Raw genomic sequence first — 16,472 nt, forward strand, 5'->3', positions numbered from 1 at the left:
CAATATCTAACACATTGCATAATTCAATAACTGTATTTCGTGTTATTCCTGCTAAGATATTTCCTAAACTAGGAGTGTATAATTTCCCGTTTTTCTCTATGAAAATGTTTGCACCTGGAGCTTCGGCTACATTTTCATCCATATCTAATAGTAATGCCTCATCAAATCCTTTGCTTTTTGCATCAGTTGTGGCTAGAATAGAGTTTACATAGTGCCCACTGATTTTAGCCTCAACAAAAGTTGATTTTGGATTAGGTCTTTGAAAAGGAGAAATGCAAACTTTTAATTGTTTATTGCCTAAATAAGCGCCCCATTCCCAAGCACAAATCATAATTGAGGCTTTTTGTGGAGCAATCAGAGTCATGTTTGGCTCACAATACACTAATGGACGGATATAAGCATCTTTTAGATTATTCAATTCTAATAATCTATAGGTTTGTTTAATCAATTCATTGTTATCCCAAGGGTATGGAATATTAACTAATTCACACGAACGTTGTAGTCTTTCAAAATGTTCTCTTATTTTAAATACTCGAGTAGCATTGTGAGTTTTATACGCCCTTATGCCTTCAAAAGCGGCAAAACCATAATGTAACGACTGACCATACAAGTCTGTTTTCGTTTCTTCGGCTTTAACAAAGCGTCCGTTTACATAAATTACTGTGTTAGAATTATAGTATTGCATTTTAATTTTTTTATTTAAAAAAAGCGTCCCTTTTAAATTGGGACGCTTCAGGTATATTTTGAGTATTAAATATTCATTTTATAGCGACCCCTGCTGCTTACTTAGTAGCAGAATAATAGCAATAAGAATGACATATAAAGTAGCCATATCGTCCGCTCTATTTGTTAAACTTAAACTTAAATATCTAGGGTTGTACATTGTTAATGTTTATAAAACCAATTTAGTTTTTGGTTCATAAACTAGCAATAGTAAATTGAAAATAATTTAAAAAAAATTTTGTTTCGATTTTTGTATATATACAGAATAAAATATCTTATTGTTATATTTATTCGATTTATATAGTGGTGTTAGATAGACTAAATATGAATTCGGTATTCGGTATGTTTATTATGCTTGCATTGTAATTAATAGATTTTCGGCGTAAAATGTTATAGATGACGAAAAAATTTGAGAAATAACCTAATATTTAATCCTTCTAAATGCATACAAATTCTAAAGGATAAGACTCATAGCCTGATACTATATCTACTGTATCTAAGCTTTCTTAAGCTTCTAATGTTTATTGATGTAAATTGAAAGTGGGATAAAGACTAATGCCCATAACATAACTAATGATTTATCTTCTTTTCCAAAAAATGAATGAATAATTTCTTGACTTTTATTTTTCAAACTAAGGACTATGTTATAAATAAAAAAAGCCCCTTGAAATTATCAAAGGGCTTTAAGAACTAGCAAATTTATACTTAAGAAAGTACTGCTTCTGCTAAAACTATAATTTTATTGTCCAGAACCTCGACTACACCACCTTTAATATTGAAGATGTTTTCGCCGTTTGCGTCTTTGATAATTACTAAACCGTCTTCTAAAGTAGAGATAATAGGAGCATGGCCTCTTAAAATTTGAAAAGAACCTAAAGTTCCAGGAACGGTAACTGAAGTTACATCGCCTTCGAAAACTTTTTTATCTGGAGTTAATATTTCTAAAGTCATTCTTTAAGTTTTACGTATACGTACAACGTACTAGTTAGATTCTGCTAATAATTTTTTACCTTTTTCGATAGCTTCTTCAATGCTACCAACTAGGTTAAATGCAGCTTCTGGATATTCATCAACTTCACCATCCATAATCATGTTAAATCCTTTGATGGTATCTTTAATGTCAACCAATACACCTTTTAAGCCTGTAAATTGCTCAGCTACGTGGAAAGGTTGAGATAAGAAACGTTGAACACGACGAGCTCTTGATACGACTAATTTATCTTCCTCAGATAATTCGTCCATACCTAATATCGCGATGATATCTTGTAATTCTTTATAACGTTGTAAAGTTTCTTTCACACGTTGAGCTGTGTTATAGTGCTCATCGCCTAAAACAGCAGGAGAAAGGATACGTGAAGTAGAATCCAATGGATCTACCGCAGGATAAATACCTAACTCAGCAATTTTACGAGAAAGTACTGTTGTTGCATCTAAGTGGGCAAAAGTTGTAGCCGGTGCAGGGTCAGTTAAATCATCTGCAGGTACGTATACAGCTTGTACCGAAGTAATTGAACCACGTTTAGTTGAAGTAATACGTTCTTGCATTAAACCCATCTCAGTTGCTAATGTTGGTTGGTAACCTACCGCAGATGGCATACGACCTAATAGAGCCGATACCTCAGAACCTGCTTGAGTGAAACGGAAGATGTTATCAACGAAGAAAAGGATATCTTTTCCAGCGCCTTCACCATCACCATCACGGAAATATTCTGCAACTGTTAATCCTGATAGGGCTACACGAGCACGTGCACCGGGAGGTTCGTTCATTTGACCGAATACCAACGTTGCTTTTGATTCTTTTAATTTTTCTGTATCAACGGTTTTTAAATCCCATCCACCTTTTTCCATTGAGTGTAAGAATTCATCACCATAGTTGATTACACCAGATTCGATAAACTCACGTAATAAATCGTTACCCTCACGAGTACGTTCACCCACACCAGCAAATACTGATAAACCAGCGTAAGCTTTAGCGATGTTATTTACCAACTCCATGATTAATACAGTTTTACCAACACCGGCACCACCGAATAATCCAATTTTACCACCTTTTGCATAAGGCTCTAACAAATCGATAACTTTAATACCTGTAAAAAGTACTTCGGTTTCTGTAGAAAGATCTTCAAAACGAGGAGGTGCATTGTGAATTGGGCGACCACCAGTTTTATCAACTGCTGTGATACCGTCAATTGCATCTCCAACTACGTTAAATAAACGGCCTTTAATTTGATCGCCAACAGGCATTTTAATAGGTGCACCAGTATCTACTGCATCCATACCGCGAACTAAACCGTCGGTAGAGTCCATTGAAATGGCACGTACACGGTCTTCACCAAGGTGTTGTTGAACTTCCAAAACGATCTTTTGTCCGTTTTCTTTTGTAATCTCTAATGCAGAGAAAATTTTAGGTAAATGGGCATCGTTAGCAAAACTTACGTCAACTACCGGTCCTATAATCTGCGCTATTTTTCCAATGTTAGGCATATATTGTTTTTGATAAAATTATAAAAATCAAAATGTTAAAGGCGTTTTTATGCGCCCGCAATTCAGTTTGCAAAGTTAGGATTTTTCAATGTAAATTTTATATATAAATTAAAAGTTTTTCAACAGAATTTTAATCGATAATTTAGCGGCTATGAAAACCATATTAGTAACAGGCAGTAATGGGCTCTTAGGGCAAAAAATAACTGAGAAAATTTTAAAAGAAGGCAGTATAAATTTAATAGCTACTTCAAAAGGAGATAACCGTTTTCCTGTTAAGGAAGGCTATATCTATGCTGATATGGATATCCTAAATCCTGGTGAAGTAAAAACAGTTATTGAAAAATATAAACCTGATGCGATTATTCATACAGCTGCAATGACAAATGTGGATACTTGCGAAGATCAAAAAGAATTGGCATTTGCTTTAAATGTAGAATCTGTAATTACCTTGATTGCTATTTGCGAACAACACAATATTCAATTAGTGCATTTATCTACCGATTTTATATTTGATGGAGAGGATGGACCTTATAATGAGGAAGCTGCACCAAACCCCTTAAGTTACTATGGAGAAACAAAATTACTGGCAGAAGAGGCTATTAAAAATTCGAATTGCAAATGGGCCATTCTTCGTACCATTATTGTGTATGGTATTGTAAGTGATATGAGTAGAAGCAATATTGTGCTTTGGGCAAAAGGAGCCTTAGAAAAGGGGCAACCTTTAAATATTGTAAATGACCAATGGCGTATGCCAACTTTGGCTGAAGATTTAGCTAATGGCTGTTTGTTGGCGGTTTCACATGATGCACAGGGTGTATATAATATTTCTGGAAAAGACATGATGAGTATTTCTGAATTAGTTGCAAGAGTAGCTGATTTTTGGAATTTAGATAAAAAGTTAATTAATGAGATTAGTGCTACTACTTTAAATCAAACTGCAAAAAGACCTGCCTGTACTGGGTTTATTTTAGACAAAGCAATGACTGAATTAAACTATCAACCACATAGCTTTGAGGAGGGGCTTGCGATATTAGATCAACAGCTTAAAGAAAGAAATTAACCTATTAGTTCAGTAGTATTGTTAGTTCATTAGGCATGATAATTAATACTAATGAACAATTGAATTAATGAACAACACTACAGATAACGATTAAACGAAAAATATGTCACTAAAAGTTGGCGATAAAGCCCCAGATTTTAAATTATTTAGTTCAGAACTAAAAGAAGTTTCATTAGGCGATTACAAAGGAAAAAAATTGGTTTTACATTTTTTTCCATTAGCATTTACAGGGACTTGTACTACGCAATTGTGTACTATGAGAGATAGTTTTGGTTATTATGAAGGCATGAATGCGGCTGTTGTTGCTGTATCTGTCGATTCTCCTTTTGCGTTAGGTAAATTTAAAGAAGAACAATTTTACCAATTTCCTTTATTATCTGATTTTAACAAAGAAGTATCTCAAGCTTTTGGCACATTTTACAAAGAATTTGTATTTAACTTAAAGGGCGTATCTAAAAGAGCTGCTTTTGTAATAAATGAACAAGGCGTAATTACGTATGCAGAGGTTTTAGATGTTGCAACAGATTTGCCTGATTTTGATGCAATTAAAAAAGTTGTAACCGATTAATTTGAATTATTCAATAAAAAAATTGTTAAATTGAATTTCAAGCGTTACTTTTGCAATCCGTTAACCACACGGAAACAGTAACATTCGCATTTGTAGCTCAACTGGATAGAGCATCTCACTACGGATGAGAAGGTTTGGGGTTCGAATCCCTACAAGTGCACCAATATTAAAGAGCCTTGCTGCCCACAGGCGGTGAGGCTTTTTTCACTTTTAAAGACAACCTTAATGCTGAATTTAGTTCTCTTTGGCCCTCCAGGTGCAGGCAAAGGCACCCAATCTGAAAAACTGATTAGCAAATATCAGTTAGTGCATATTTCTACAGGAGATCTTTTTAGAGCACACATTAAAAATCAAACTGCTTTAGGTAAGAAAGTAAGTAAATTAATTGCTGATGGTGAATTAGTACCAGATAAGATCACAATTGACATGTTAGAGGAAGAAATCGATAAAAATCCGAATGCTAAAGGATTTGTATTTGATGGTTTTCCTAGAACAATTCCTCAAGCAGTAGAATTAGATAAGTTTTTAGAAGGAAAAGGCAGTAAGATTGACGGTGTAATTGCACTAGATGTTGATAAAGATGAGCTGGTTAAACGCGTAGCGCTTCGCCAAAAAGAAACAGGTAGATTAGATGATCAGGCAGAAAAATCTCAAAAAAGAATTGATGAGTATTTTAACAAAATTATTTTAGTGTTACCTTATTATGATGAGCAAAAAAAATTAACAAAAATTAACGGCATTGGGAATATCGATGATATTTTTAACAGTTTATGTTCCGTTATAGATAAGTATTAAAGTATAAATGAGATAAAGAATAGCGGGAAAGATTGTTCAGTTCTTCCCGCTTTTTTGTTTTTAAATAAATTGTTATGTCACAGGGATCGAATTTTGTAGATTATGTAAAAATATGTTGCCGTTCTGGTAAAGGAGGGGCAGGTTCTGCACATTTACACCGTGATAAATTAACTTCTACAGGTGGACCTGATGGTGGAGATGGAGGAAGAGGTGGACATATTATTTTAAGAGGAAACTCTCAGTTTTGGACTTTACTTCACTTAAAATACCGTAAGCATATTATTGCTGAGGATGGATTAAGTGGTGGAAGTAGTCAGAAAACCGGGAAAACTGGAAAAGACGAAATTTTGGAAGTTCCACTCGGAACTATAGCTCGTGATGCAGAAACAGGAGATATTATATTTGAGATTACAGAAGATGGAGAAACTAAAATTTTAACTCCAGGAGGAAGAGGCGGATTAGGAAACTGGCATTTTAAAACCCCAACTTTACAAACTCCTCGTTTTGCACAACCTGGTGAGCCAGGAAAAGAAGAATGGATGGTTTTAGAATTGAAAGTATTAGCAGATGTTGGTTTGGTAGGCTTTCCGAATGCTGGAAAATCAACTTTGTTATCTGTTCTATCTGCTGCTAAACCAGAAATTGCAGATTATCCTTTTACAACCTTAGTTCCAAATTTAGGTATCGTTTCTTATCGCAATGGAAAATCATTTGTAATGGCGGATATTCCAGGGATTATTGAAGGAGCATCTAAAGGAAAAGGATTGGGATTTAGATTTTTACGCCATATAGAACGTAATTCTGTTTTGCTTTTTATGGTGCCTGCAGATACAAGTAGAAGCATTAAAGAAGAATATGAAATTCTTAAAAACGAGCTAGAACAGTTCAATTCAGAGTTAATGCAAAAACCTCATTTATTGGCAATTACAAAATCTGATATGTTAGATGATGAGTTGAAGGCTGAGATGAAAGCAGATCTACCTAAAATTCCGACAATATTTATTTCGGCAGTTGCCCAACAAGGTATAACCGAATTAAAAGATATGTTATGGAAAGCAATTAATGAAGAATAATTAGTCTATTATTCTGTCTTTCACTTTACTTGCTGGATTTCCTTGATAAATGGTATAGGCTTCCAAATTTTTTGTAGCTACAGAATTAACAGCAAGAACGGCATGCGATTTAGCAGTAATCCCTGGACAAACTATAGCTTTAGCACCTATCCAAACACCATCTTCTAATACAATTGACTTCGTAATCAAATCAAAACCTACTTTTTTGTAATCATGATTACCAGTTAATAACATTGCTTGCTGCGAAACACATACATTTTTACCAATGATAACCTCAGCCAAATTTTCAATTCTACATTCTGCCAACCATGAATAATCACCTATAGTTAATTTCCATGGATAATGGATATAGATGAATGGTTTTATTCTTACATCTTTTCCAATCTTTGCGCCGAAAATTCTTAGAATTAATACTAAAACAGAACTAAAAGGAATTAAGCCTGACCGAAAAAAGAGCATGCTTGTAAAATACCAGCAAGCAATTTTTAGAGAAGAAGCGCCAGGATTGAAATCTTTTTTATCAAAATCCTTCTTAAGTTGAGTTTCTTTAGTCAATTTTTGATTCAGTTTCTTGTTTAACAATAGGGGAGCTATTCTTTTTTATCCAATAATAAAGCACTATAAATACGATGATGTAAACTAAAATATTGAATACTTCGTGATGATAAGTAAAATTATCTCTTTGAGATTCGAAGAAACCTAGTAGTACTCCAAGTGCAGCTATCCTTAATATATTTAGCATATAAATCATTAGTAATCCTAAAATAAGGAGCTTAATCTTTGATTTTAATTTAGCAGGGAATGCAATTATAAAAGCGGTTAAAAACGACATTACACCAAGACCTAAACATGAATAATTTACTCTTAAATGAGGTCCAGCGACCACTAAAACATCCATTTCATTATGAATAGCATAAAAGCCGAATAGTTTAATAATCCATACAGCAGGTACAATCAATGCTGTTTTTAGTCCTTGAATATAATCGAAATGATTGGAGATATACGCATTGTAAAATCTACTTCCTTCATTCATTACGCTATTCATAAACAAATTTCCTTGACTAAATAGGAAGTAGAAAAATAAAAGTTTTATCACAAAAAAGATAGCTGTTTTATTTGCTTCTTTTTTGCTATCGAGAGATTGATTCATATTATGAGAGTTAATTTATAGACTAATTTACGGTTTAGGTTTTAAGATTTCTTTGATTTTTACATCAACAATGAGTCTAAACCAAAATCCTTGTAAAAAGTGAAATAATATGCCTGTTGAACCATCCAAAATACCAAGTTTGAAAAATAAACGATAGCTAAAATAGAGAAAGGGTCTTAAACCTAAAGGAAGTTTCCACCACAACCTTTTTAGCCAAGCATTACGTTCATCTGGGCTGCCCCAAAAATCAGGTTTAATAGTTTGATTGCGCAGGTTATTTAATCGCTCTATTTCTTCTTCAGCAATTAAATCGCTGTATCTATTGTGTTTTGCTATCCAGAAGCTGATTTTATTTTCCTTTAGATTTTCTTCTAGAATATGACCATTTTTCCAAATTTCGGTTTGGCCTGGAACAATAAAACGATGATCCATATTTTCATTTAAATCTGAATATCCAATATTAGTTCTAAACATTTTAAGCAAATATTTTGGGTAAAATCCTCCATATTTAATCCATTTTCCTTTAAAATAATTTTTTCTGTTGAAATAAATACCATTTGTATTCTTATGATCTTCGTCTTTGAAATTTTGTAATAATGCAAAAAGTTCTGGAGTTACGATTTGATCGGCATCTAAGCCAATAATCCATGGAGTTTGAATGTCGAAACTTTTTAAGGCGCAATCCCATTGTTTGGGGTGATTTTCGAATGGATTAATTTTAACTTCCGCTTTAAAATCTGCCGCAATTTTTAAAGTTTCATCTGTACTTCCAGAATCCAAGATATAAATCGATGCATTTAAATCCACGATAGATTTAAGCAATCTTGGTAAATGTTGTTCTTCGTTAAAAGTTAAAATAATGAAACTAAAATTCTTCATTATATTCTAGCTTTAATTACCATAGATTTCCAAACATAAGGAAATCGACCACACCCTACGAAACTTGAAACCTTAAATCCTTGTTCTTCTAATAATTGCGTTACTGTTTTTTTAGACCAAAACTTAATATGACCTCCATCAAATAGTGGGTTAACATGTTTATCCCAATTTCCCATTAAAGATATGATGAGATTTTTTAAATAACCATGGTATGGAGTGCTTAAGATCAATTCTCCGCCACCGTTTTTAATTAATATCTTTTTACAAAATGAAGCAAATTGTCTTGGATCGTACAAATGTTCTATTACTTCAGTAGAAATAATGGTATCAAAGTTTAAGTGTGCTAGCTTTTCTGGAAGTTCATCTTTAGAAAGGTCTTGCAATGCAAAGCGATCAGGGAATGATTCGGAAGCGATTTGTATTCCTTTTTCTGAAGCATCAGTTCCATAGGCATCAAATCCTTTTTCTAATAAAAGCTTTACCAAAGCTCCATTCCCACAGCCTAAATCAAGTATTTTTTGATTTGCATGCACATTTAATAAACCTAATATAGGTCCATCTAAATATTGATGAGCATGAGAAGCATTGGCATGTTGAAATCCAAAATCTTTATATTCAGACATTAATTTACTTGTTGATAAAATGAAATATATTGATGAATTAATTTTTCCGAGCTAAAATCTCTTTTTACAGTTTTTGGTGCCATTTTACGAATTTTAACTCTCTTTTCACGATCCATAAAAGCATTTTCCATATTTTCATGAATGTTTTTGCTCGTTAAATCAGTAATCCAGCCAAAATCATTCTTATCAATGTAATCTGCTAAACCAACTTGATTTGAAAGTAAAACAGGTGTGCCAACACTTAAACTTTCCACAACTACATTAGCAAAGTTTTCATTGTATGAAGTTAAAATCATTAGATGATGATCTGCAATTAATTTAAATTTGTTGCTATTTGTTACTTGGCCAATCCAATTTATTCGTTTGTCAAGTTTTAAACCTTTAGCCTTTAATTTTAAACTTTTTACATATTCTTCTTCTCCTGATCCAGCTATAGTTAAAGTCCAATTAAATGTTAAATCAACTAATGCTTCAAAAAGTAATCCTAAGCCCTTTTTTTCTTCAATTCGAGATAAAAAAATGAGTTTAAAAGAATTTTCTAATTCTAAATGTGGAATAAATTCATCGTCTTTTGAGAGTTTCACAAGGTTAGGAATTACAATAATGCTTTTTGGCTTTATAAACTGCAAGACATCTTGTTTTTCCTTTTCGCTCGTTGCATGAATATGACAATAAGTCAATAATTTCTTACCTATTACAAAATGAATAATAGATTTGAAATTAGTATTTCTATTGCCTAGGGTATAATTTGTGAGCATTCCTCGTGGCGATAAAATTACGGGAATATTATACCATTTGGCTATTTGACAACTAAAAATGGAAATCAAATTCCACCAAGCGTGTATGTGAATCACTAATTTTTTATCTTTTTTATTTTGAACAATGATACTGCGTAGATTTTTTAAAAGATTTGGTGAGAAGTGGGTATGATCTTTTGTTAATCTTTTAAAATAAGTAACATTTACACCATCAACTTTTTGAGTTTTGTTTGTAATAACATTCAATTCAGTTTTGCCATTAGCAGTAGTTGTTAGAACTTCAACTTCTACTTCATTTTCAGTTAATACTTCGCATAATTTTGCAACAGACATTGTTGGTCCACCATAAATGTAAGCAGGTTTATATGCTGCTGTTATCTGCAGTATTTTTATAAACATCTAATTCTGTTAGTGTATTTGATCTTTTTAACATCCAAAAAATGGCATACATAGCTACATACCCATAAAAAATATTGTTAAGCAAGAATTCGAAATTATTCCCTCGCCATAAATTTTGGAAAATAGCATTGAACATGACAATGCATCCAAGTTCGTAGCCACCAAACCATTCTTCTGCCTTATTACAAAGCCACTGAGTTAGCCAACCATATAAGAAAATCGAAATAAATACCCCTATGAAACCTGCACTTACATAACCGTCAACTACTGGTCGGGTTTTAGCAGATACACTTGAGTTTTTATAAGCGACTCTAGCTTCATATACACGTTGCATTGATACGGTTTCTGTTACAAATTTATTCGGCCATATAGATCTTGGGATGATTGCTAAAAGAGAGTTTTTTAAAATTTCTAATCCATAATAATCTCTTTCGTCAGGAATGTGCTTTACAAATTTGGTGAACATACTGATTTCACTTAATCTGTTTGTAAGAAAACCCCAATTCGTTTCATCAATTACTGGGTCATCACTAGCTAATACTGAATTAAATGCTTCTTTTCTAGCTTCTGCAGCTGTTTTTTGCCCAGACCACGATTGAGATCTTACTATACTAGCAAATGTTGGCAATATGTATAACAATATGTAAATTGTAGGGAGTGCTAGTGTAAGTATGGTTTTTTTATAATAAGGATAAAGTAAAAAGCTAATAATAATTATATTAATGATAATACTTTCTTTGTAACCAGTTAATGTTGAAGCTAAAAAGTTAAAAATAAATAGCCCACCTCCAAAAAATATATAACCTCTTTTTCTTTGCACAATACCTCTTACAAATACTAAAGCACTACAGGTTATTGAAATATTAATAAAGAAATAAGAAAACTGTAAAATGCTTGAAATTCTAGACGTTGCCGAACCTAAAAGATAACAGATTACACACAACCAGATTAGAAAAAAATCTAGATTTAAGTTGAGTTTATGCTTGATAATTGGAAACTGTTTAATTTGAACAATCATACCTGTAACTAATGCAGCATGTGCTAATAATGATAAACGCTGACATTTAGCAATAAAATAAGTTTGCTCATTTACTTTAAACGGTAATATATTTACTTTATTAAAATATTCATATCCCAAGTGGTCCATAAAATAAAAAACTGAAGAACAACACATAAATCCAGCAAAAATCAGTTGAATTAACACAATTGGTCGCATTACTTGTTTGGTTAACGGTAAATCATGAGGTATAAATTTTACTCTAGAAAATAATGTCAGATAAAAAATATAAAAGGAACCAAGCCAAGCTATAAAATAAGACACAACAGGATCTAGTTGTGTAATTACAGCTAAAGCCCATGGTACATAAATCAAGATAAGTACTTTTTGACGAGAAAAATTAGGATTCTTATCTGTTAACATACCCTACAATTGCATTTACTTGTGCTTCAAAACTCCAATTTTGGATATATTTTAATGAATTTTCTCCCATTATTTTTAGCTCAGATTTATCTAATGTTAAAGCTATTAATTTTTGAGTAAAATCCATTAAATCTGCATGTTTAAACATGCTTCCAGTTTTACCATTCACTAAATCAACTGCACATCCTACTTTATCTGAAACTAGTACTGCTTTCCCTGATGCCATCGCCTCATTTATTGCCAAACCCCAAGTTTCGCTATTAGATGGAAGACAAAATAGGTCGCAAGCTTGATAAATAGCTGGCATTTGCGTTTGATTTTGAAAATCTAAAAAATGAATGTTGGCAATTTTCTTATCATTGTTTTTAGCTTGCTCTTTTAAACTTTCTTCTAGTTCTCCGTTACCTACAATTAATAAATGCACATTATTTAGATTTAGCTTTTTAAAGGCTGTAAGCAATAATTTTGGGTTTTTAACTGGGTCTAATTTCCCTGCAAAAAGCACTAAAATTTCCTCTTCATTAATTTGAAATTGTGCCCTAATTTTTGACGAGTCTTTGAGCCTAATATTTCCAAATCTTTGGTTATCAATAGCATGTGGGGCAAAAATTAATTGCTCATCTTTCAATCCATATTTTTTAAAATAAGTTTTATTTGCTGTGCCAACATAAAATGCTGCATGAATGTGTTTATAAACCCAAGTTAAAAACAGGTTTCGAAATAAATTTTTTAGACCAGATTTTTGATTTAATAGAGTAGAATCTCCTCTAAAGTAAACAGGAATTTTATTTTTAAAATGTCGAATAATTTTTAAGTGACTGTTATAAGCCCAACCGTAAATTAAAATTGCCTCTGGCCGACATTTTTTTATCTGTGTAATTGCATATGGATTAACAATTCCTTTAAAATGATGACTGCCTTTATCTTTCGCAATATTTTCTAAAAATTCGTACTCATAACCTTCTAATAAAGGAATATCCCATTCAATCTTTTGCTTAAAACCCACATCATATTTTTCTAGGGAGGAATTACCAGCAGTGTAAAACACTTTAATATTCATTTTTTTGGCAAGTAATTGAAATACCGGCGCATAATATTGAATAGGGTGAGTACTAATAATCGCTAATTTCTTAGTCATTAGGTACGGCTAAAATATTACCAGATTCAAGTTCATTAAAATTGTCCAAAACCTTTGAGCCTTTTTGATAAATATGCATAAAGCGATAATTTAAGCTGGATAAAAGTGAAAAAATATAATCTTTAGCTAATCCAGTTTTTTTGTGATAATTAACGTCGTACTCAAATATAATTTTTGGTCTATTTTTTTTAATGGTTTCAAGCAAACCTTGAATTACAAAACTTTCATATCCTTCTACATCAATTTTAATAAAATCGATGGTTTCATCTCCAATAATTTCATCCCCAATGCAACAGGTAATTAAAGTGTCACCACTTTGATCAAAAAGATTAAAAGCTCCTGGGTTTTTACTTTTCTCATCAGCAGCAATTCTAATTTGTTCGTTACTATTTCCAAGAGCAATATTTTTTGATTTTATATGATGAAAGTTGTTTAAGCTAATATTATAATTAAGAGATTCAAAATTATAAGGAACAGGTTCAAACGCTGTTATTGAGCCTTGCTCTCCAACTAATTCTGCAAAAAAGAGGGTATGAAAACCAATATTTGCACCAATATCTAAAACGCAGTCTCCTTTTTTGATGTTAGATTGGAATACACTTTTAAGAGCGGATTCATAATTTCCAGTATAAACTATTTTAGCTCCAATCCATGTTGCTGTATCGCAGTTAATTTTAAAATTTCCCTGAATTGGTTTAACAATACGCCATCCCTGATTTAATTTATTTCTTTTAAATAGATAATTAAAAATACGATCCTGTCCTTTGAAAAATGGCCTTCTTAATATAATTCTAGCTATATTTTTTAATAACATTTTATTTACTAATCAAAACTTCATTAAATAATTCAACTTGTGATTTTGTCAGAGATGAAGCCGTATATGGTTCAAATGCTATAAAGTTGGTTGATATCGGTAGTTGTTTTTTTATGTTGGTAATATAATGATGTAATATTTGGTAAGCTTCATTTTGATTATCATTAAACGTAATTAGGTCACCTGAATTACAATCCATTAAAATTTTTGCAGCACTACTGGCAACATTAAAAACACCTAATAGCTGCTTTTTCGCTAAAATATAAGGATATAATTTAGAAGCGGTGTAACCACTATCATTAGAACCAATTATGATTAGTCCATCTGCAGCGATAAGTTGTTTAATACTTTCATAAAAACCAATCCTATTTGTATATTCTGAAACATAGTTAGAAAGATATAAAGCTTCAGCAACTGGCTTTATCGTAGCTATACCTTTGCCTGCAGGGGCGTAACTTGTACCAATGAAATGAAAGTGAATATTTTCAAATAACTCAGGCTCATTTTCAAGTCCAGTTTTGAACGCTTTAAACAAAATTTCTACCGCATCTCTCATATCATAACCACCTCTACCTACATAAACAAGATTGAGTTGCGTAGTTGATGGAGTGTAATATAGCTTTAGCTGTTCGTTATTTGCTTTAGCGATTTTAAAATCTAATACATTCGCACCAAAAGTGATTACTTTAGTTGGAGCATTTACCAAATTTGAATATCTGTCTTTTAAAGTATTTATATATTTTTCTGAGACACTAATTAAACCATCTACATTTTTCATCGCAATTGGTTCCAAGAATTTATGTAAACGATAAGAAAACCAATATTTTTTTGGGCGCTCTGATTTTGGTTTATTTTGGTAATAGTCGTTATGCCAAGGATCCTGCATATCAATTACATAAGGAATATTAAATTTATTTTTCCAATAAGAACCCAAAATACATACTGGAAATTCCGTAGTAGAAAAATAAATTAAATCGAACTTTTTAGTTCGCAATAATTGATTAACTTTTTTGCGATAGAACCATAATGAGCGTAATGCTAAACTTCCAAGCCCAATTTTGCTAGTCCATTTTTTAGCAAAAGCATCTACTTTATGGATAACGATGTGATTAGGAATTGATTCCATCAAAAGAGAATCCTTTACCATATCTACATAATTTTCATGCACAGTAACAACTTCGGCTTCCCACCCAAATTCTTTAAAATAAGGCAAACTCATTCTAACGCGTTGCATATCTGCCGCATTTGAGGGAGGGAAGTGAGGCGAAATAATTAGGACCCGATTCAAATTTTAAGAGTTAATTGTGTGATAAATGAGTGAAAGAAATTTATCTTTTTCAACATCCCAATTTAATTTTTCTTTTGCGTACTGAACTGATTGAGCCTGATGTTGAGCTAACAATTCCTTGTGTTCAATGTAGTTTTTTAAAATTTGAGCAAGACTAGTTGAATTTTTCTTTTCATAAATAGCTCCCATATTGGGATATGCAGTAATGAACTGTTTTTGAGCTGTAGTATCAGATGCGATAATAGCCAAACCGGCTTGTGCATAGGTGAAAATCTTATTACTCAGAGCGATATCATTATTGATAGAAAATCCAGGTTCAGTAGCTAAACCTATATCAAATTTACTTGCAAACTTGGTTAATTCTGTAGATTCAATCGGCGGATGAAATACAATTTTAGGTGAATGAATAAAGTTGAGATCTTGTATGATTTGATCTAATTCTGTTTTAACCTGTTGACTTAAAAAACCAAGTATGTGAAATTCGATTTTTTCATTTTCTATTATTTTTAAGGCGCCTAATACATCTTGCAAACCTCTAGATAATCCAACATTTTGCGAAAACCAGAATAATTTTAATGATTGTTCATTGTTATTTTTCTTAATTAATTCTGTTTCGTTTTTTGGAAAAACGTTTAGTAACGTATTGAATTTTAGGGATGGGAAAAACATTTCATATTTTTTTGCAATTTCTGGGCTGCTTGTCGTTAAATAATTAACTAATGGGAAATATTTTTCCTCTAGGTATTTTTTTAAGCGAACATCGTCGTTTAAATCATCATCGCTCATTTCATAACGATGTAAATCCTCAGCATCAAAACCGCATTTTACATTGTTGTATTTTGCAGCTAAAACAGCTGCAGGTAATGCTGCTAAATTGTGCGCAATGTAAAGATCTCCAGGCGTATTTTTTGCTTTTTTAACTAATTGAGAAGTACATCGACCTATAGCTAATTCGGCTAAATTACCAATAAAGCCAAGTGATTTAACCAGTTTTCGAGCAATTTTTAAGGTGATGCGTGTTTGCCAATAAGTTAATTTTTCATTTATGGGGTCACCACCGATTCTCACTGCTTTCCAATTTTTTTGAAGGAGTAATTTTTCATCTAAATCCGTTGCCCATCTATTCCAATATTGATAAATTACTTGAATGTCATAGCCAGCTTCAATTAATGCATCTGCCTCCTTTACTAAACGAGGATTTACACTAGGTTGACCTGATGTAATTAATACGATTTTTTTAGCGTTTAATTCCATCTAGAAGTGTAATGATACTTTATAAATGTTTTCTGATGAGCTCAAT

General features: G+C 32.2%; 17 protein-coding genes and 1 tRNA gene. 5 read left to right on the forward strand and 13 right to left on the reverse strand.

The window, feature by feature from the left end:
- The 3 genes from WC622_RS09385 to atpD all read right to left on the reverse strand — a co-directional run.
- The coding region (locus tag WC622_RS09385; protein WP_372819434.1) for an aminotransferase class IV at positions 1-685 on the reverse strand (685 nt) is incomplete at its 3' end.
- Between the two features lie 743 nt (positions 686-1,428).
- Positions 1,429-1,674 carry an ATP synthase F1 subunit epsilon gene (gene atpC / locus WC622_RS09390; protein ID WP_372819435.1) on the reverse strand — a complete coding sequence of 82 codons (246 nt, stop codon included), beginning with the start codon at positions 1,672-1,674 and terminating at the stop codon, positions 1,429-1,431.
- A gap of 30 nt (positions 1,675-1,704) precedes the next feature.
- On the reverse strand, positions 1,705-3,207 hold the full coding sequence (atpD, locus tag WC622_RS09395) for a F0F1 ATP synthase subunit beta (RefSeq protein ID WP_182920780.1): 1,503 nt from the start codon (positions 3,205-3,207) through the stop codon (positions 1,705-1,707).
- Between the two features lie 151 nt (positions 3,208-3,358).
- Between atpD and WC622_RS09400 the strand changes: the two genes are divergently transcribed.
- From WC622_RS09400 to obgE, 5 genes are all read left to right on the forward strand, one after another.
- Positions 3,359-4,267 carry an NAD(P)-dependent oxidoreductase gene (locus tag WC622_RS09400; RefSeq protein ID WP_372819436.1) on the forward strand — a complete coding sequence of 303 codons (909 nt, stop codon included), beginning with the start codon at positions 3,359-3,361 and terminating at the stop codon, positions 4,265-4,267.
- 103 nt (positions 4,268-4,370) lie between these two features.
- The gene (locus WC622_RS09405; RefSeq protein ID WP_372819437.1) at positions 4,371-4,835 is read left to right on the forward strand and encodes a redoxin domain-containing protein; all 465 of its coding nucleotides are present in this window, start codon (positions 4,371-4,373) and stop codon (positions 4,833-4,835) included.
- Between the two features lie 86 nt (positions 4,836-4,921).
- Positions 4,922-4,998, forward strand: a tRNA-Arg gene (locus tag WC622_RS09410).
- A gap of 62 nt (positions 4,999-5,060) precedes the next feature.
- A complete protein-coding gene (locus WC622_RS09415) occupies positions 5,061-5,630 on the forward strand; it encodes an adenylate kinase (protein ID WP_372819438.1) in 570 nt (189 codons plus the stop codon).
- A 74-nt stretch (positions 5,631-5,704) separates the two neighbouring features.
- Positions 5,705-6,703, forward strand: a complete 999-nt coding sequence (gene obgE, locus WC622_RS09420; RefSeq protein ID WP_372819439.1) for a GTPase ObgE — start codon at positions 5,705-5,707, stop codon at positions 6,701-6,703.
- Here obgE and WC622_RS09425 read toward each other — a convergent pair whose 3' ends face one another.
- The 10 genes from WC622_RS09425 to WC622_RS09470 are packed head-to-tail and all read right to left on the reverse strand — an operon-like array spanning position 6,704 to position 16,426.
- Positions 6,704-7,258, reverse strand: coding sequence for a WcaF family extracellular polysaccharide biosynthesis acetyltransferase (locus tag WC622_RS09425; RefSeq protein ID WP_372819440.1), 555 nt, complete (start codon positions 7,256-7,258; stop codon positions 6,704-6,706).
- A complete protein-coding gene (gene xrtY / locus WC622_RS09430) occupies positions 7,251-7,853 on the reverse strand; it encodes an exosortase Y (RefSeq protein WP_372819441.1) in 603 nt (200 codons plus the stop codon). Before xrtY ends, WC622_RS09425 begins: the two co-directional genes overlap by 8 nt.
- A 27-nt stretch (positions 7,854-7,880) precedes the next feature.
- On the reverse strand, positions 7,881-8,732 hold the full coding sequence (locus WC622_RS09435; RefSeq protein WP_372819442.1) for a glycosyltransferase family 2 protein: 852 nt from the start codon (positions 8,730-8,732) through the stop codon (positions 7,881-7,883).
- Entirely contained in the window at positions 8,732-9,355 is a 624-nt protein-coding gene (locus tag WC622_RS09440) for a class I SAM-dependent methyltransferase (protein WP_372819443.1), read from the reverse strand. Before WC622_RS09440 ends, WC622_RS09435 begins: the two co-directional genes overlap by 1 nt.
- The gene (locus WC622_RS09445; protein ID WP_372819444.1) at positions 9,355-10,512 is read right to left on the reverse strand and encodes an XrtY-associated glycosyltransferase XYAG1; all 1,158 of its coding nucleotides are present in this window, start codon (positions 10,510-10,512) and stop codon (positions 9,355-9,357) included. Before WC622_RS09445 ends, WC622_RS09440 begins: the two co-directional genes overlap by 1 nt.
- A complete protein-coding gene (locus tag WC622_RS09450; RefSeq protein ID WP_372819445.1) occupies positions 10,475-11,932 on the reverse strand; it encodes an exosortase Y-associated Wzy-like protein in 1,458 nt (485 codons plus the stop codon). The genes WC622_RS09445 and WC622_RS09450 overlap by 38 nt, the downstream gene beginning before the upstream one ends.
- Positions 11,919-13,070, reverse strand: a complete 1,152-nt coding sequence (locus tag WC622_RS09455; RefSeq protein ID WP_372819446.1) for a glycosyltransferase family 4 protein — start codon at positions 13,068-13,070, stop codon at positions 11,919-11,921. The genes WC622_RS09450 and WC622_RS09455 overlap by 14 nt, the downstream gene beginning before the upstream one ends.
- A complete protein-coding gene (locus tag WC622_RS09460; RefSeq protein ID WP_372819447.1) occupies positions 13,063-13,884 on the reverse strand; it encodes an FkbM family methyltransferase in 822 nt (273 codons plus the stop codon). Before WC622_RS09460 ends, WC622_RS09455 begins: the two co-directional genes overlap by 8 nt.
- A gap of 1 nt (position 13,885) precedes the next feature.
- Positions 13,886-15,118, reverse strand: a complete 1,233-nt coding sequence (locus WC622_RS09465) for a glycosyltransferase (RefSeq protein WP_372819448.1) — start codon at positions 15,116-15,118, stop codon at positions 13,886-13,888.
- 57 nt (positions 15,119-15,175) lie between these two features.
- Positions 15,176-16,426, reverse strand: coding sequence for a hypothetical protein (locus WC622_RS09470; protein WP_372819449.1), 1,251 nt, complete (start codon positions 16,424-16,426; stop codon positions 15,176-15,178).
- Between the last annotated feature and the right edge of the window lie 46 nt (positions 16,427-16,472).

The sequence above is a fragment of the Pedobacter sp. genome, from assembly GCF_041662865.1.
In the GTDB taxonomy this organism is placed as follows: Bacteria; Bacteroidota; Bacteroidia; order Sphingobacteriales; family Sphingobacteriaceae; genus Pedobacter.